The sequence below is a fragment of the Bacillus nakamurai genome (assembly GCF_001584325.1).
Classification (GTDB): domain Bacteria; phylum Bacillota; class Bacilli; order Bacillales; family Bacillaceae; genus Bacillus; species Bacillus nakamurai.
Window position 1 is genome coordinate 1 of the sequence record NZ_LSAZ01000020.1, and the last position, 15,675, is coordinate 15,675.

A 15,675-nucleotide genomic window follows, 5' to 3' on the forward strand; every position below is an offset into this window, starting at 1 on the left:
AGCCGCTATGGCTCGATCAACAACGTGCCGGGCATTAAAAGCATGAATCACGGCGGACCGTACGTTGGCTACGCCAACGGCGGTTTGATTACGAAGGAACAAATCGCCCGTGTCGGCGAAGGAAATAAACGGGAGTGGATTATCCCTGAAGAACGGGGCATCCGAGGCCGTTATCTCCTTCAACAAGCGGCTCAAGCGCTGGGGATGGAAGTATCTGAACCGTCTCAAGCCGACCCGGCGGCGCTTTCTGCGGGCACAGTTTCTGCTGCAGTCACAGGAAGCCGACAAACCGCACAAAAAGCGGGAACAAATGAAATTAAAATTGAATTCAGCGGCGATCAGCATTTCCATAACGGACAAGACGCCGACAGCCTGGCGGCCAAAATCAAACAGGCGCTGATCGACGAATTGCAAAAAGACATCTACACCGGAGCGAAGGGAGCCGTTGCTTTTGACTAAATCCGTTTATGAATTTTGGATATCACAGGGAAAGGACAAGCTACGGCTTCCCGTTCTTCCTGAAGCCATTGATATCGCAAATAGTGTGCAGAATGATTCAGTGAAGGTCACCGGACTCGGAGATGTGACATTTATTGAAGAACCGGGAGCGAAAGAAATATCGTTCTCTTCTTTTTTTCCGAAGAGATACAGCCCGATTGCTGAATATAAAAGCATCCCTTCACCAGAAAATGCAATCGCCAAAATTGAAAAATGGATGAAGGCGAAAAAGCCCGTTCAGTTTTTGATTACGGGCACAAAAATCAATGTCACTTGCAGCATTGAAAGCCTCAATTATAGTGAAGGCGACAATGAAATCGGTGATCGAAATTATGATATTGTGCTGAAAGAATATAAAACCGCATCGCCGAGAAAAATCAAACAAAAGAAAAAAACGAAAGCGAAGCGTCCGTCAAAAGCTTCTCCCAAAACGTACACGGTGAAAAAAGGAGACACGCTGTGGGACATTGCCGGGAAGTTTTACGGAAGCCACACTGAGTGGCGGAAAATTTGGAACGCGAATAAAACCGCCATGATTAAGCGCAGCAAACGGAACATCCGGCAGCCGGGGCATTGGATTTTCCCGGGGCAGAAGCTGAAGATACCGCAATGAAACGGGTGAAATAAATGATAGAACTATTTGTCATTAAAGAAACGGAGTGGCTTGAGCTGGTGACAGAAAGCGTATCACTTGAAGGCCGCAGATACCAGGCGCCGCGCTCGATTGAAGCAACGATTGTGGTCAAGCAGGGCAGCCAGACGTATTACAGTGTGTCAGAGGGTGATACGGTTTTGTTTAAATGGAACGGTAAAGAGCTGTTCCGCGGCATTGTCTTTGCGAGAACCCCGGACGAGCATACCGTCGCCTTCACTGCGTATGACATGCTTCAGTATCTTGTGAAAAACCAAGATGTCTATGTGTTTTCTAATCAGCGCGCCGATCAAATCATTAAGAGAATCGCCAGCGATTTTCAAATTCCCGTCACGTCGATTGCCAATACGGGTCATACCATCAAATCTCTCGTTTTTAAAAATGATACAAGTCTTTACGACATCATTCTGAAGGCGTTAAAGCAGACGAAAAGCCAGACGGGGTGCAATTATCAGCTTTATTCAGAAAAGGGCAGGCTGGGATTGCGTGAGTGGCCGGAGCCGTCGGAGGTTTGGGCGCTGGAAACAGGCGTCAATATCACGGGATATCAATACAGCACCTCAATCGACGATACCGCAACCCGTGTCGTCCTGCGCCTTCAAAAAGACAACAAAACGGTAAAAGCAACAGCCAAAGACAGCTCCGGCATGAAAACTTTCGGCATCTTGCAGTATACGGAAACGGTTTCTGACGATATTAACGAAGCACAGCTGAAGCAGCGGGCAAAGGTTAAGCAGGCCGAGAAAAAGGGCGTTAAAAAAGAGCTGAAAAACATCCAGGCCATCGGCATTCCGGGACTGGAAAGCGGCCTGCCGGTGTATATTTCAATCCCGGAAATCGGGCTGAAAAAAACCTATTACGTTGATACGGACCGCCATGAATTCCAAGGAACGAAACACACGATGACGATTGATGTCACAGAGAAAAACTCCATGCCGGAGGGGACTTCCTGATGAAACTGAGTGATGCCATTAAACATTTAGCCGTCGGCGCGGTTGATGCTGGGGTCCCGGTAGAATTGATCCCGGCCGAAGTCACAGCCGTTTCGCCGCTTGAATTAAAATTAAAAGATCACGATAAGCTCATCATTCCAGCAGATGCCGTCATTGTACCGAAACGGATGAGAACCGGGGAAGACGATCAGCTCCAAGCCGGAGAGCGGGTAATGACCGCGGCTTTAACCGGCGGGCAAACGTTTTTTATACTGGACAAAATTTAACCGCATTCCTCTATAATTGGAAAAAAGGGGGGATGTGCATGCAAATTGAGAGACTGGATCATTTGGTGCTGACTGTCGCCAGTATCGAGCGGACGGTGCAATTTTACAGCCGGGTGCTCGGCATGAAAGCTGTTACCTTCGGGGCCGGGAGAACCGCGCTTTTGTTCGGTGATCAGAAAATAAATCTGCATGAAGCCAATAAAGAGTTCGAGCCGAAAGCACAGGATCCGACGCCGGGTTCAGCTGATCTTTGCTTCATTACGGAAACTGCCATTCCGGACGTCATCCGCCATGTGACGAAGAGCGGATTGACGATAGAGGAAGGGCCGGTGAAACGTACGGGAGCGATAGGAGACATTTTATCCGTCTACCTCAGAGATCCGGACGGGAATTTAATAGAAATTTCAGCCTATTAAACGGCTCAGGAAAAGACCGCTTCATCTGATGAAGGGGCCTTTTTTTATTGAACAAATGATAAAGGAGCGGGTGCAATGGCCCTGACACCGGAAATCGCATTTGATGATTTGGAGGATTCAAGTGAGGCCATTGAAACCTCACAAACCTACCGAATTGATTTTGAAAAGAACCGGATTACAAATGAACTGATAAGCGGGCTTGAAGCAATCAGGCAATTTGTCTATATCGCCCTCCATACAGAACGTTATTCGTATTCCGTTTTCAGTCATGATATCGGGAATGAGCTGCAGGAGGTTCTTTCTGACAATGAAACGACCGATGCTTATAAAAAAATGGAGATTCCAAGGCTCATTGAAGAAGCCTTACTGTATGATGACCGCATTTCCGCTGTGACCGATTTTGAGATTGAGAAACAAGATGATGCATTCCATGTCTCTTTCACAGTGGAAACCGATGAAGGCATGCTTGAAATTGAGGAGGTGATGGGTGAGGATGTTTGAAGCGCAGACATTTGAAGACATTATGGACAGAATGCTGTCACGCATAACGGCTGACATTGATACGAGGGAAGGCAGTGTCATCTACAATGCACTCGCACCTGCGGCTGCCGAACTCGCAAAATCTTATATTTGGCTTGATACCGTGCTGGAGCTCGTCTTTTCCGATACAGCGCAGGGAGAATTTCTGGACAGGCGGGCCGCGGAAGCCGGAATTGAAAGAACCGCTGCGACAAAAGCGGTCAGAGCCGGAGAATTCACATCAGGAGTCACCATTCCCGCCGGCTCCCGTTTTTTTGTCGATAACCTGTATTTTCAATATACGGCTGACGGAACGCTCCAATGTGAAACGGCCGGTGAAGCAGGCAATGCCAATATTTCAGGGCAAAACCTGCTGCCGCTTGATACGATACCGGGGCTTGAGAAGGCGGTCATTCGTGATATTCTAATCCCGGGCCGTGAGGAAGAAGATGACGACAGCTTGCGGGAGCGCTACTTTACCCGTGTCCGCCGCGAGGCAGTCAGTGCAAATAAGCAGCATTATAAGCAGTGGGCCGAAGAAGTGGCCGGTGTCGGAAGAGCGAAAATTTTTCCGCTTTGGAACGGAGAAGGAACGGTGAAGATCGTCATAACGAATGCGAATCTGGAGCCGGCATCAGCCATTTTGATTAAGAAAGTAAAGGACTATATTGATCCGAATGAAGGACAGGGAGAAGGACAGGCCCCAATCGGAGCGACTGTAACGGTAGAAAGCGCCGTATGGAAGGAAATCGAGATATCCGCCGCAGTGCTTCCTGAGCTAAACAGCTCGATTGATGAAGTGAAAGCCGAAATCGAAAAGGGTGTCCTGAATTTATTTAAGAAAATGGCATTTGAAGAAAATACCGTTCGCTTATCACAAATTAACAATATCGTATATAACTCGGCGTCCGTCAGTGACTACGCCGATATCAGGATCAACGGAGCAGCGGAAAATCTCGTGCTGAGCGACGTTGAAATTCCGACTCTCAGGCAGGTGACCATTATTGAGCAGACTCGATGATATGACGGCCTGCCTCCCGCTGTTTTTGACCCGTTTAAAAGAAATGACAGAAATTCTAAAAGCGGAAGCCCCGGAGTTTGATCAGCAGAATAACGGCATTTTCGATCTGACCGACCAGCTGTTTATCACGACGGCGACGTGGGGGCTTGACCGCTGGGAAAAGATATTGAAAATACCGCGAGAATCAGGCGACACGGTTGACATGAGGCGATTACGGCTCATATCAAAGATGTCCAACATTCCGCCGATGACACATCAAGCCATCGAACAGGCGTTAAACCGCTTTTTGAAACATCCGTCCGCTCATGTCCGCCTGCTGCCGGGAGAATATCGTTTTAATGTCGATATCGAGCTTGACGATCTGCAGCACATGAGCGAATTGATCGAGATGCTGGAAAACATTAAGCCCGCCCATTTGGCTTATACACTAAGGGCCGGATTAAACGAAACGCTGGAGATTAAAGACCGTGTCATTCTCAACCATCGCAGATACCGGACAGCCAGTGAGCTGAAGGTCGGTTATTCCGTCACACTCAACAATAACGAGGTGGTTTTACCATGATATCAACCGCATACAGACAGCGCACAGCAGCAGATCTGAAAAGCAGAATCACAAAAGTGCTGTTAAACGGCAAAGAAACGCCTATTACAGAAATATCCGTAAATGACGCCGCCGTTACCGTCCTGACACGCCGGGAAGAAGACATCAAGCACATTGAAACCGTGCAGATGATCGATGAAACAGGCAGCGTTATCACAGAGAGAAAAACAAATATAGACGTAAGCAGCAACAGAACGCTTGACTTAAGATTTACTTTTGAGGTGGTGTAACGATGGCATACGAAGAGAAAACAGACTGGCTCCCGGACGACCCCATTAACGAAGATGACGTCAATCGCTGGGAAAAAGGAATAAAAGACGCCCACACGGACCTGGCAGCCCATAAAAACGAAATGAACAACCCGCATAAAACGACAAAGGCGCAAGTCGGGCTCGGAAACGTGGACAATGTACAGCAGGCGGCAAAAAAGGATTTCGATCAGCACAATCAAGATCAGGACCGGCATGTGTTGAAGGAAGAGCGTCAGAAGTGGAATAACGGGCAGCTGTCAAAAATCACAAAAGATAACGGCTCTGCTTTTATCAATATCTCCGACGGACAGGATTTTCATCAGACAGCTGCCAGCCAAAATAAAACCTTCACTTTCTCTGCAGCAACGACAGGAATAAATACTCCGCCGCAGCCGGCAGACGGCATTTATCTTTATTCTTCAAAGAATAACGGGGAGGCGGCTGCTTTCTCAAATGACGGGGGATTTTGGAGAAAAACGCTGAAAAACGGCAGCTGGACTGAATGGATACCGTTTGAAACGGCTGCCGGAGCGCAAGCAAAAGTAAACGCGCATGCCGATAAAACAGATCTTCATGTAACCAAGTCTGACAAAGAAAAATGGAATGCAGGACAGTTGATGAAGTTGACTGCTGATAATGGAGCGCCAACTATTTCTTTGGTAAGCGGAAGCGATATAAATCTGCTGGACGCCATTCAGAGTAAAGGCACTTCTATTGGAACCTTTTATGCCCATGGCACGAATCCGGGAGCCCCTGCTGAAGGGAAGGCTATACGCGGATTATGGCAAATGACTAACCAAGATTCATCCGGTAAAGCTGTCTTTGGCTGGATTTACGCGATTGACTACGAGAACAATTTCTATACCAATTATTTAAATAATACTTGGCTTGGATGGCAAATGCTCGGAACAGAAAGAGGTGCCCAAAATAAAGCTGACCAAGCTCTATTAAATGCGAAAAATTACGCGGATACTAATTTTTCAATTGATAAATTGACTTGTTATCGTGATGGGGATGAAAGAACAATTGTTGATGCCAGAACACCTGGAACTGATTATCCTGAGGGAATCACTTTTATGGGTATTTATGAGGGAAACAGTACCGGTTACCCTCTTGGATATGGCTTTGTAAAAAATGAAAATTTAAATAAATGGCGCTTCGTTCAATATTTTTACGGCAATGGTGATGAGAGAAACGGGAAGAATAGTCAAACCGGTACTTGGATTCGTCAATGGTGGGATACTACCGGATGGACATCGTGGGAAAAAATAGCAGGGTTTGCACATGCTAACATTGGTACTACAGGACGGCAGGAGCTGAAAAAAGGTGAGGTTAATAAAATTCTTTTTAACCGAAAAATAAAAGATAGTGATAACTTATTTGATGTAAAAAATAGTAGATTTATCGCAAAGCACTCCGGAATGTACCTAATCGGCAGCAGTATATATATAGAAAATACACAGCAATATTCCAACTTTGAATTGTACGTATATGTGAATGGAGAACAATACAAATTAATGGATCATTTTAGAATGCCTTCTCCGAAAGACAATACAGATTTAAATGAGTTTAATGCGACACTGACCGGAACAGTGACAGTACCGCTTGATGCCGGTGATTATGCAGAAATATATGCTTATATCGGTTATACTGGCACCGCCACACGTTATGTGAAAGATACAGATGGAAAGAAAAATTATTTTGATATTTTGGAAATTGGGGGAAAAAATTACTTGGAAGTATAGATGGGGGGATTTAAATGATTTTATTTGATGCAATTATGTATAAATATCCTGAGACAGTCCCGTTAAAAGACTTTATATTGAGAAATGACGGGAATGAATCTTATATTGAAAAATGGAACATCAACGCTCCCATTCCCACAAAAGAGCAGCTGCAGGCATGGTGGGAAGAATCACAAAAAAATCCGCCATACGAGCCGCCGGATCAAGTTGAGCTGCTCGCACAAGAGCTGTCTCGGGAAAAACTCGCGCGCAAGCAGCTGGAAGAGCTGAACAGCATGCTGGGGAATGAGCTGTCAGACGTTAAGCTTACACTTTTGTCATTGAAAGGAGAAAATGCATAATGAATTTTTGGGTGCTTGCCCTTCATTATCAGTGGGCGACGGCAGATATGGTTAAACAGGCTCTGCAATATAAAGACTGTTCGATAGAGGATATGAAAGAAGGCGTTCATCAGGCCCTGATAACGCCAGACCAATATGAAGCGATCACCGGAGAAGCCATGTAAGGCTTTTTTATTTTGGCTTTTTTAAGAAAACAAGTAGAAAGCAGGAGGATGAAAATGGCGAAATATCAATATGAATTTCCCGCAGACCGAACCGGAAAAGCAGGTGCGGTAAAGCCGTACAGAGGAGAAAAAACAGATTTTGTAACACCTGTATCCCATTTGTCGGGCGTGGCCGAGCTGTTAACTAACTCCGTTCTGAAAGCGACAGAGGTCTACAGTCAATACGGACAGGATAGGTTAGGCGCCGTGCTTATTTCTAAAGTGAAAGGTTTTGCTTATGCCGATCGCGGCGGCACGCTGTTTATTGAAGAAAGTGACAATAACCTTTCATGGTCAACCACCGCCGCAGTTGATGTAGCGCCTAGTGCGTTTTCAGCGTCTGAATGGGTGTATCTCACTAAAAGGTATTATCGTTTCCGCTATGTGAATGGGAATTTGCAGCAATCCGAATTTATCCTTTATCAATCACTTGGTGCGGGAGAAATCGATATTCATTTGCAAGAGACAAAGCCTTTACCGGTCGCTCTTCATCCAAGTCAGACCGATTTTGTTTTTCATGAACAGGCAGAAAGCGCAGGTGAGGGAGCGGTCTTATCTGTAAACGGTGAGAAAAAACTCCTCGTCGAAATCACCGGAACAGCCGAATCAAGCAATGTTGCTTTCTGGGGCAGATCCTTCTCCGGAGAAAACCTGCCGATCAGAGGGGTTAAAACAGATGACGGGACTTCGTCTTGCGGTACGTCAGGAACACATGAAGCGTGGTCATTTGATATTGCCGGCTTTAAAGAAATTGTCATGGAAATCACGAAAATCTCAGGCGGGAGCCTTTCTGTGAAAGGGACGGCTGTGTCCTAAGGAAAAACAGGCTTCCGAAGGGAGGTGAGACCAATGTAAAAGGGGGTTTTATTATTGCTGCTTGATGAACATACGGTGCAAAAAGAATTCGCGGGAATCAAAGGCGAACAGAAGGTGTTGGAACAGCGGGTTGCCTCATTAGAGCGGGTGTCAGACCGCCAGGACCAGCAAATTATGACACTGAATGAGAAGCTGAACAAAATTGAGGAAAATACGACATGGATTAAGCGGACCATTACAGGAGCCATCGTGACGGCAATATGCACGGGCATTATTGGCGGCGCCATCGCCATCATGTACAATCTGCTGCAAAAATGAGGAGGAACACAGATATGAAATACGCGGACAAAGGCACGGTCATCAGGACGGTGCTTCTTTTGCTTGCTCTATTGAACCAAACCTTGCTGATGTTCGGCAAGTCTCCATTAGATATTCAGGAAGACCAAGTCAATCAGCTTGCGGACACGCTATATGCCGCCGGTTCAGCCATTTTTACGATAGGAACGACAGCGGCTGCCTGGTTCAAGAACAATTATGTAACAGAAAAAGGGAAAAAACAGAAGGCTTTATTGAAAATAAACAATTTAACGAAGTAAGGGGAGATAAGAATGGTAAACATTATCCAAGATTTTATTCCGGTTGGTGCTAATAACCGCCCCGGCTATGCAATGACGCCCATCTACATTACGGTTCATAATACGGCGAATACATCCGTCGGCGCTAATGCGAAAATGCACGCGCGTTATGTGAAAAATCCCGATACGCCCACAAGCTGGCATTTCACAGTCGATGATACGGAAATTTATCAGCATCTTCCGTTAAATGAAAACGGCTGGCATGCGGGGGACGGCAACGGAGACGGAAACCGTAAATCAATCGGCATTGAAATCTGTGAAAACGCGGACGGCGATTTTCCAAAAGCGGTCGCAAACGCCCAATGGCTCATCCGCACATTAATGGCATCGCACAGTATCCCGCTTGCAAATGTCGTCGAGCATAAGCATTGGTCTGGCAAGCTTTGCCCGAGAAGGCTTTTGGATACATGGGACGAATTTAAAGCAGGGATCGGTTCTGACAGCAGGCAGACTTATACTGTGCAAAAAGGGGATACGTTGTCGGCAATCGCGCGAAAATTCGGCGTCAGCGTGGCTGACTTGCAGAAATGGAACAACATTGCCGACCCGAATCTGATTCAAGTCGGACAAGTGCTGTTTGTCAGCGCACCCGTACAGGTAGCATATCCTCTTCCGGATGAGGTGATTCAGCTGACAACACCGTATACATCCGGCGAAAAGGTATACCAGGTGCAAAACGCGCTTGCCGCGCTTTATTTTTACCCTGAAAAAGGAGCTGTCAATAATGGCATTGACGGCGTCTATGGTCCGAAAACAGCGAACGCCGTAGCCCGCTTCCAATCTGTGAACGGCTTAACGTCTGACGGCATCTACGGCCCGGCTGTTAAAGCAAAGATCGTTATGCAGCTCTCATAAAAAAAGGCCGAGTCCCGGATGATTCCGGGATTCAGCTTTTCTTCTTTAATCGATTCAGCAGCCCGAGATTCCTCACCTTCATCTTCAGCGAATAAGCGGAAAGCCCGAACCGTCCGTAATCCACAAACTTCACACGCCGTACAATTTTTTTCACATGATCACCTGTCGCATCTGCTGTAGTTGGTTTATTATATGTAAAATAAGGAGAAAAGGAATAGGACAAGAGCCGCATCTCCTGTCCTTTAGTGTAATCAAGCTTTTTTTCGTTTATACTTATCAATCAGCCGCTCGTTTTCTTTGAAAATTCTTGCGGTATGAGGGCTGACTTGATAACTCCCGATACTGGTCATTGAGCGTTTTTTGAGAATTTTAAACGGCTTTGCCGACCGTTCCGGCTGTCCGTTTTGAAAAGCCTGCTCCATTATCCGTCACCTTCCTCTTCTATTGGCAGCATTAAATCATAAATGCTCGTTAACGATGTGAAAAGCAAATAATCGAATTCCGTCAACAGGTGTTCTGATGTCAGTTTGATCACATAATGGCGGGTCTGAACCGAAAACGGAATAAGCACAAGCCTTCCTTTTTGATCATAGTAGACGTCTTTTCGGTTAAGACGTGATTGAACATCCGCCGCATCAGGCATATGCTCGGTTAAGCGATCCTTATCCGTCTGTGCGGAATAATCGAACAGCGAGACCGTGATGTTCATTTTTTCAGCATAGGTGGTTAACAGCCTTCTGATTCCTTCTGCATAAGCTTCTATACTTCCATAATAAACATGAATCGGTTCATTTTTCAACAGATATTGATAGGTTTTCAGTTTTTCAAGATAGGAGTGCAGCATTTCGTTATTTTCTTCTAAAATTTCTCGCGTATCCGTTTCTAATTCATTGCCGGCGAGCTTTTTAATATAAGCGCTCAAAAAGATGAACGCATCTATAAGGGCAAAGCTGACGGCAGCGATTAAATACTGATTCCACTGGGTAAAAAGGGACTCAGGGTCATATGTCCAGTAGACCATGGCGCCTACTACAAATAGTAAATACCACGTTTTGCGTATAGCAAACATCTTCTCTTTTACTTTTGCCTCAAACCGCCAGGATGCATAAACATATAAAACAAGCGCGGCCGCCATGAACCACACCATAATTTGAAAAAATAAAAGCATGAGCACCCCTCACATTCGAAAATTGTCTGCTTAATTTCATTCTATGTCATGGCATCATTTTCCTGTCACAAAAAAAACCGCTTCTGTTAAGAAGCGGGTGCTGTATCAGAAAAAGATATCTAAGATAAAAAAAGCAATGGCGCCGAGTGTTCCTGAGATCGGCAATGTGATAACCCATGTAATGAGCATCCGTTTGGCGGTTCCCCAGTTTACGCCCTTTACGCGGTGAGAAGCGCCCACGCCCAGAATGGAAGATGAGATGACGTGTGTCGTGCTGACCGGCAGATGGATAAATGTCGCGCCGAAAATAATCGCCGCACCGGTTAAGTCGGCAGAAACGCCGTTTACCGGACGGATTTTCATAATTTTGCCGCCGACGGTTTTAATGATTTTCCAGCCGCCGATTGACGTGCCGAGACCCATCGCGATCGCACATGAAAGCTGCACCCAGAAAGGGATCGCATCACTATTATGTAAGTTTGCAGTCATAAGTGCCATCGTAATGATACCCATCGCTTTTTGCGCGTCGTTTGTTCCGTGTGTATAGGACTGAATCGCAGCCGTTAAAATCTGCACTCTGCGAAACCGTTTGTTCGTTTTCGCCAAGTTGCTGTCTTTAAATATCAGCTTTACGATCGAATAAACGATAAAGCCGAGGACAAAGGCGATGATCGGTGATAAAATAAGTGCTTCGATAATTTTTATAAACCCTTTATAGTTCAGCGTTGCAAAACCTGACGCCGCAATGGCCGCACCGGCAATCGCCCCGATAATCGCATGAGAAGAACTGCTCGGGATGCCGAAATACCAAGTGATTAAGTTCCAGGCGATCGCCGCGAGCAAGGCTGCGAGAATCACAATCGAACCGTTGTCTAATGTATAAGGATTCACAATATCCTTCGTGATGGTTTTGGCTACGCCTGTAAACGTCATAGCTCCGAGAAAGTTCATGATGGCGGCCATGATAATTGCGTGCCGCGGCTTCAGTGCTTTAGTCGAAACTGAGGTGGCGATTGCGTTTGCGGTATCGTGAAATCCGTTAATGAAATCAAATACCAAAGCGCAAATGACAATTAAGATCGTTAAAATTAATAATGTATTCATTATAACCCCTCGTTACGCGTTTTTCATAATAATGGTTTCAAGGTTATTGGCAACGCTTTGGCAAGAGTCGGCAATTTCCTCAAGCGTTTCGTAAATCTCGCGGTATTGAATGACTTTAATCGGATCGGTTTCTGTACCGAACAGATTTTTTAAAGATTTACGGTGCAGGTTATCGCAGCTGTGCTCGTATTCTTTAATTTTAATGGCGTGAGGGTGAATGTCCTTCAATCGGTTTTCTGCCAGCAATTCAATTGTGATTAAAATTTCCTTCGCACACTCTCTGATGTAACCGCTGAACTTATCGATATGTTCGTCGGAAGAGGTGATTGAGAAAATCTCCATCATTGCTGAAAAATGTTCGATTCCGTCAAGCACGTCATCGAGGCTGTTTGTCAGCTCAAGGATGTCTTCACGTTCAATGGGAGTGATAAAAGCTTTGTTCAGCTCTTTAATCATGACATGAACATGATTATCTCCTTTCGTTTCAAACTCTTTTAACGTATCGGCAAATTCCTTCAGAGTCGTTTGGTTCGTGACTTTGAAATTCACAAAATATTCTGCGGTTTCGTCTATATTTTTTGCGATTTCTGTTAAAAGGAGTGAGAACTTATCTTTTTTTCTTTTTATCATTAAAAACCCTCCATTGTTTGAATGAGACAATGCACACATCAAATTATTATATAGCCTTTTGTCGAAAAAAAACAGGTAAAGTCGAAAAAAACGCCTCTTGATTTTTTCGGAAAAACGTGTCTATCCCGTTCTTCTTATGTTATCCCACTTCGCCAAAAAAACGTAACACACTTCGAATTCAGACATCTTGCTTAAAAAGTATAACAAAAGATGTGAATTTCCTGTCAACATTTGCGCGTGATTTTTAATGAAAAAAACGGCTCCCATAAAAAGGAACCGTTTTTTTAGTTTAATTTGCTTTTTTTATCCAAAAATAAAGCGGCAATCCGGCAAGACCGATCAAAATGGACAGCCCGCAGCTTAAGGTGTCAGTGATGACCGTGCTGACTAAAACAAACAGCGAACCCGCGATGGCCAAAACAGGGACGATCGGGTACAAAGGGACGCTGTAGGCGCGTTTTTTGCCGGCGTTCTTTTTTCGCAGAATAAATACGGCGAAAAAGGCCATGACGTAAAAAATATAAATCATAAAAATGGAGACCTCAGACAGCTTATCCGGATTGCTGACGATCATAAAAATAACGGCGAGCGCAATCTGGAATGATACCGCGATCCACGGCGTGCGGAACGTCGGATGCACGCGTGAAAGCTGTTTGGCAAATGGAAGCTGTTTTCGTTCCGCCATTGCAAATGAGATACGCGGAAAAGCGAGAATTTTTCCGTTTAAACAGCCGAAAATGCTGACGATGATTCCGACGCTGATCAGTTTTCCGCCGAGGGCGCCAAACAGCATTTCAGCCGCCGTGCTTGTCGCATTTTCACCGAGTTTGACGATGTCTGTTGCAGAAAGAATGTGCAAAAGGGCAAAGTTAATGAAAAGATAGATGGCGGTCACGACTAACAGCCCGCCCGTCATCGCTTTCGGCAGCAGCTTTTCTGGATTTTTCATTTCTCCTCCGAGAGCGGAAAGCAAAATCCAGCCGTCGTAGGCAAACAGTGTCGCCAAAATCGCAGCGCCGAAGTTCATGTCGGAGATGCTGCTGGTGACGGCGCTGAATATATGCTGATCGCCTTTCCAAAGGCCGAAGAAAATCATGCAGATGATCGGAATCAGTTTTCCGACGGTCGTAATTCCCTGAACGATTCCGCCGTATTTCGTTCCGATGATATTAATGATGCTTAAAAATAACACGGCTAAAATTCCGATCACCTTTGACCAGCCTGAATCCCAGCTGAAAAGATGAGCCATTAAGGAACCGAAATATAACCCGATCGCTCCGATAATGGCCGGGCCGTAAATGATAATTTGAACCCAGCCGCACAAAAAGCCCCAAAACTCGCCGTACACTTCCTCAAGATATGTATACAGCCCGCCCGTTTTCGGAATCTGCGTGCCGATTTCCGCAACGGTCAAGCCCCCTGCAAGCGTCAATATTCCTCCTAACAGCCATGCTAAAAGCGCAGTTTTCGAATCACCGGAGTAGGCAAGAACGGCGCCGGGCTTCATAAATACGCCGGAACCGATAATGGTGCCGATAACAAGAGAGAGGGCAATTGTAATGCCGATCTCTTTTTTTAATCCATTTTCTTCAGTCTGCATATCCTGTCCCTCCAATGTAAAAGCTTCTTGTTGAAAAAACTATTTTACATATTGTAAACCCTATTTGCTAAAACACGAATTAAATAAATTTTCTGATTTTGTTCATTTCCTTATAAATACAGGCTTTTCTTCTTGGGAACGGAAACATTTTGTCTGGAATAACGAATATTATTTATTTCAGTAGTGAAATAGTTCGTGGTTTTTTTCGGAAGACAGACAGAAGACCCGGATGCGGAGCAGATGGATTGACTTTGCGGTCCGAATAAAATAGGTTGTATATATAGAAAATATCTCGAAATCGAGATAATTAAATGGAGGATAAAAAAATGAAGGTTAAAGGAATTCACCATGTGTCGGCTTTAACGGCTGACGCACAAAAAAATTTAGATTTCTATTGTAAGGTCATGGGATTGAAACTTGTGAAGAAGTCCGTCAATCAGGATGAGCCGACAATGTATCATTTATTTTACGGAGACGAAGCTGCCAATCCGGGTTCTGAGCTGACGTTTTTTGAAATCCCACGAATCGCTCCGTTTCATGCGGGGACAAACAGCATTTCTTCTATCGGTCTGCGCGTGCCGGACACACAAGCTCTTCAATATTGGAAAAAACGATTCGAGGAGCATCAGGTCGCTCACGGTGACATCATAAAAACAGCCGGAAGAGACACTCTCGCTTTTCAAGATCATGAAGGACAGCGGCTTGTATTGACGGCAGATGAAAAAGGCAGAAACATCGGTGAAGCCGTGAAGCAAAGCGGCATCCCAGAAGAATATTCATTCCGCGGCCTCGGCCCGGTTGAATTGACCGTTCCGTACGCTGAACCGACCCGGCGTGTATTAACTGACATATTGGGATTCACGGAAATCGGAAAAGAAACACATGAAGACCGGGGAACCGTTACGGTGTTAGAATCCGGAGACGGCGGAGCGGCGACAGAAATCCATCTGATCGAAAGAAGTGATCTTCCGCGTGAGCGCCAAGGAAAAGGAAGCGTTCATCATGTCGCATTCCGCGTTAATGATGAGGAGGAGCTCGCCGCCTGGCACGGCGTCATCAGCAAAGAGGGTTTCAGCAACTCCGGCATTGTGGAGCGTTATTATTTCAAAGCGCTGTACTTCAGAGAGCCGAACGGAATCCTTTTTGAATTATCGACAGACGGTCCGGGATTTATGGTGGATGAAGCGCCAGAGGAGCTCGGTAAGACGATCGCGCTGCCGCCGTATCTTGAGCACCGCCGTTCTGAAATAGAAGCGCGCCTGAAACCGATTCAGTAATAACAAATGACAACAGATGCCCTCCGGCTTTTACGGAGGCATCTTTTTTTTGTTTTTTAGAAAGGAAAGGGAAGGTTTATTCACTTGGTATTTCCCGTTTTGTCATTCTTTTTACCTATTTGCA

The 15,675-nt window shown here is 45.5% G+C and carries 23 protein-coding genes; 17 read left to right on the forward strand and 6 right to left on the reverse strand.

Features of this window, described 5'->3' with window-relative positions; genetic code table 11:
- The 16 genes from AXI59_RS20010 to AXI59_RS10675 all read left to right on the forward strand — a co-directional run.
- On the forward strand, window positions 1-459 hold a 459-nt coding region (locus AXI59_RS20010), incomplete at its 5' end, for a lysozyme family protein (RefSeq protein WP_476693141.1).
- A complete protein-coding gene (locus tag AXI59_RS10605; protein WP_061523456.1) occupies window positions 452-1,111 on the forward strand; it encodes a LysM peptidoglycan-binding domain-containing protein in 660 nt (219 codons plus the stop codon). The genes AXI59_RS20010 and AXI59_RS10605, both read left to right, overlap by 8 nt.
- Window positions 1,112-1,125: 14 nt before the next feature.
- Window positions 1,126-2,103, forward strand: coding sequence for an XkdQ/YqbQ family protein (locus tag AXI59_RS10610; RefSeq protein WP_061528161.1), 978 nt, complete (start codon window positions 1,126-1,128; stop codon window positions 2,101-2,103).
- Entirely contained in the window at window positions 2,103-2,369 is a 267-nt protein-coding gene (locus tag AXI59_RS10615) for a DUF2577 family protein (protein ID WP_061528162.1), read from the forward strand. The genes AXI59_RS10610 and AXI59_RS10615 overlap by 1 nt, the downstream gene beginning before the upstream one ends.
- Before the next feature lie 38 nt (window positions 2,370-2,407).
- Complete coding sequence (locus AXI59_RS10620; RefSeq protein ID WP_061528163.1) at window positions 2,408-2,785, forward strand: VOC family protein; 378 nt, start codon at window positions 2,408-2,410, stop codon at window positions 2,783-2,785.
- A 75-nt stretch (window positions 2,786-2,860) separates the two neighbouring features.
- The gene (locus AXI59_RS10625) at window positions 2,861-3,286 is read left to right on the forward strand and encodes a DUF2634 domain-containing protein (protein WP_061523459.1); all 426 of its coding nucleotides are present in this window, start codon (window positions 2,861-2,863) and stop codon (window positions 3,284-3,286) included.
- Complete coding sequence (locus tag AXI59_RS10630) at window positions 3,279-4,325, forward strand: baseplate J/gp47 family protein (protein WP_061528164.1); 1,047 nt, start codon at window positions 3,279-3,281, stop codon at window positions 4,323-4,325. The genes AXI59_RS10625 and AXI59_RS10630 overlap by 8 nt, the downstream gene beginning before the upstream one ends.
- Entirely contained in the window at window positions 4,309-4,887 is a 579-nt protein-coding gene (locus AXI59_RS10635) for a YmfQ family protein (protein ID WP_061528165.1), read from the forward strand. The genes AXI59_RS10630 and AXI59_RS10635 overlap by 17 nt, the downstream gene beginning before the upstream one ends.
- Entirely contained in the window at window positions 4,884-5,156 is a 273-nt protein-coding gene (locus AXI59_RS10640) for a hypothetical protein (RefSeq protein WP_061523462.1), read from the forward strand. Before AXI59_RS10635 ends, AXI59_RS10640 begins: the two co-directional genes overlap by 4 nt.
- A gap of 2 nt (window positions 5,157-5,158) precedes the next feature.
- Entirely contained in the window at window positions 5,159-6,922 is a 1,764-nt protein-coding gene (locus tag AXI59_RS20880; RefSeq protein WP_061528166.1) for a hypothetical protein, read from the forward strand.
- Window positions 6,923-6,936: 14 nt separating this feature from the next.
- A complete protein-coding gene (locus AXI59_RS10650) occupies window positions 6,937-7,263 on the forward strand; it encodes an XkdW family protein (RefSeq protein ID WP_061528167.1) in 327 nt (108 codons plus the stop codon).
- Window positions 7,263-7,427 carry an XkdX family protein gene (locus tag AXI59_RS10655; protein WP_061528168.1) on the forward strand — a complete coding sequence of 55 codons (165 nt, stop codon included), beginning with the start codon at window positions 7,263-7,265 and terminating at the stop codon, window positions 7,425-7,427. Before AXI59_RS10650 ends, AXI59_RS10655 begins: the two co-directional genes overlap by 1 nt.
- A 54-nt stretch (window positions 7,428-7,481) precedes the next feature.
- Window positions 7,482-8,282 (forward strand): phage-like element PBSX protein XepA, encoded by an 801-nt coding sequence (gene xepA, locus AXI59_RS10660; RefSeq protein ID WP_061528169.1) that lies wholly within the window; start codon window positions 7,482-7,484, stop codon window positions 8,280-8,282.
- 54 nt (window positions 8,283-8,336) lie between these two features.
- Window positions 8,337-8,600, forward strand: coding sequence for a hemolysin XhlA family protein (locus AXI59_RS10665; protein ID WP_061523467.1), 264 nt, complete (start codon window positions 8,337-8,339; stop codon window positions 8,598-8,600).
- A 14-nt stretch (window positions 8,601-8,614) separates the two neighbouring features.
- The gene (locus AXI59_RS10670; RefSeq protein ID WP_061528170.1) at window positions 8,615-8,878 is read left to right on the forward strand and encodes a phage holin; all 264 of its coding nucleotides are present in this window, start codon (window positions 8,615-8,617) and stop codon (window positions 8,876-8,878) included.
- A gap of 12 nt (window positions 8,879-8,890) precedes the next feature.
- Entirely contained in the window at window positions 8,891-9,772 is an 882-nt protein-coding gene (locus AXI59_RS10675) for an N-acetylmuramoyl-L-alanine amidase (protein ID WP_061523469.1), read from the forward strand.
- A gap of 31 nt (window positions 9,773-9,803) precedes the next feature.
- Here AXI59_RS10675 and AXI59_RS20725 read toward each other — a convergent pair whose 3' ends face one another.
- From AXI59_RS20725 to AXI59_RS10705, 6 genes are all read right to left on the reverse strand, one after another.
- Complete coding sequence (locus tag AXI59_RS20725) at window positions 9,804-9,926, reverse strand: hypothetical protein (protein WP_240491510.1); 123 nt, start codon at window positions 9,924-9,926, stop codon at window positions 9,804-9,806.
- Between the two features lie 97 nt (window positions 9,927-10,023).
- The gene (locus AXI59_RS10685; protein ID WP_061523471.1) at window positions 10,024-10,194 is read right to left on the reverse strand and encodes a type II toxin-antitoxin system SpoIISB family antitoxin; all 171 of its coding nucleotides are present in this window, start codon (window positions 10,192-10,194) and stop codon (window positions 10,024-10,026) included.
- Window positions 10,194-10,940, reverse strand: coding sequence for a type II toxin-antitoxin system SpoIISA family toxin (locus tag AXI59_RS10690; protein WP_061523472.1), 747 nt, complete (start codon window positions 10,938-10,940; stop codon window positions 10,194-10,196). The genes AXI59_RS10685 and AXI59_RS10690 overlap by 1 nt, the downstream gene beginning before the upstream one ends.
- Window positions 10,941-11,045: 105 nt before the next feature.
- Window positions 11,046-12,044: an inorganic phosphate transporter gene (locus tag AXI59_RS10695; protein ID WP_061523473.1), complete on the reverse strand. Its 999-nt coding sequence runs from the start codon at window positions 12,042-12,044 to the stop codon at window positions 11,046-11,048.
- A 12-nt stretch (window positions 12,045-12,056) separates the two neighbouring features.
- On the reverse strand, window positions 12,057-12,674 hold the full coding sequence (locus tag AXI59_RS10700; protein WP_003154804.1) for a DUF47 domain-containing protein: 618 nt from the start codon (window positions 12,672-12,674) through the stop codon (window positions 12,057-12,059).
- 289 nt (window positions 12,675-12,963) lie between these two features.
- Entirely contained in the window at window positions 12,964-14,274 is a 1,311-nt protein-coding gene (locus tag AXI59_RS10705; RefSeq protein WP_061523474.1) for an APC family permease, read from the reverse strand.
- 326 nt (window positions 14,275-14,600) lie between these two features.
- Here AXI59_RS10705 and AXI59_RS10710 point away from each other — a divergent pair, with 326 nt between their 5' ends.
- Window positions 14,601-15,551: a ring-cleaving dioxygenase gene (locus tag AXI59_RS10710; protein WP_061528172.1), complete on the forward strand. Its 951-nt coding sequence runs from the start codon at window positions 14,601-14,603 to the stop codon at window positions 15,549-15,551.
- Window positions 15,552-15,675: the final 124 nt, after the last annotated feature.

Coding starts and splice junctions, on each gene's coding strand:
- AXI59_RS10610 (WP_061528161.1), top strand. CDS start 1,126: ATGATAGAACTATTTGTCATTAAAGAAACGGAGTGGCTTGAGCTGGTG.
- AXI59_RS10615 (WP_061528162.1), top strand. CDS start 2,103: ATGAAACTGAGTGATGCCATTAAACATTTAGCCGTCGGCGCGGTTGAT.
- AXI59_RS10620 (WP_061528163.1), top strand. CDS start 2,408: ATGCAAATTGAGAGACTGGATCATTTGGTGCTGACTGTCGCCAGTATC.
- AXI59_RS10625 (WP_061523459.1), top strand. CDS start 2,861: ATGGCCCTGACACCGGAAATCGCATTTGATGATTTGGAGGATTCAAGT.
- AXI59_RS10630 (WP_061528164.1), top strand. CDS start 3,279: ATGTTTGAAGCGCAGACATTTGAAGACATTATGGACAGAATGCTGTCA.
- AXI59_RS10640 (WP_061523462.1), top strand. CDS start 4,884: ATGATATCAACCGCATACAGACAGCGCACAGCAGCAGATCTGAAAAGC.
- AXI59_RS20880 (WP_061528166.1), top strand. CDS start 5,159: ATGGCATACGAAGAGAAAACAGACTGGCTCCCGGACGACCCCATTAAC.
- AXI59_RS10650 (WP_061528167.1), top strand. CDS start 6,937: ATGATTTTATTTGATGCAATTATGTATAAATATCCTGAGACAGTCCCG.
- AXI59_RS10655 (WP_061528168.1), top strand. CDS start 7,263: ATGAATTTTTGGGTGCTTGCCCTTCATTATCAGTGGGCGACGGCAGAT.
- xepA (WP_061528169.1), top strand. CDS start 7,482: ATGGCGAAATATCAATATGAATTTCCCGCAGACCGAACCGGAAAAGCA.
- AXI59_RS10670 (WP_061528170.1), top strand. CDS start 8,615: ATGAAATACGCGGACAAAGGCACGGTCATCAGGACGGTGCTTCTTTTG.
- AXI59_RS10675 (WP_061523469.1), top strand. CDS start 8,891: ATGGTAAACATTATCCAAGATTTTATTCCGGTTGGTGCTAATAACCGC.
- AXI59_RS10685 (WP_061523471.1), bottom strand. CDS start 10,194: ATGGAGCAGGCTTTTCAAAACGGACAGCCGGAACGGTCGGCAAAGCCG.
- AXI59_RS10690 (WP_061523472.1), bottom strand. CDS start 10,940: ATGCTTTTATTTTTTCAAATTATGGTGTGGTTCATGGCGGCCGCGCTT.
- AXI59_RS10695 (WP_061523473.1), bottom strand. CDS start 12,044: ATGAATACATTATTAATTTTAACGATCTTAATTGTCATTTGCGCTTTG.
- AXI59_RS10700 (WP_003154804.1), bottom strand. CDS start 12,674: ATGATAAAAAGAAAAAAAGATAAGTTCTCACTCCTTTTAACAGAAATC.
- AXI59_RS10705 (WP_061523474.1), bottom strand. CDS start 14,274: ATGCAGACTGAAGAAAATGGATTAAAAAAAGAGATCGGCATTACAATT.
- AXI59_RS10710 (WP_061528172.1), top strand. CDS start 14,601: ATGAAGGTTAAAGGAATTCACCATGTGTCGGCTTTAACGGCTGACGCA.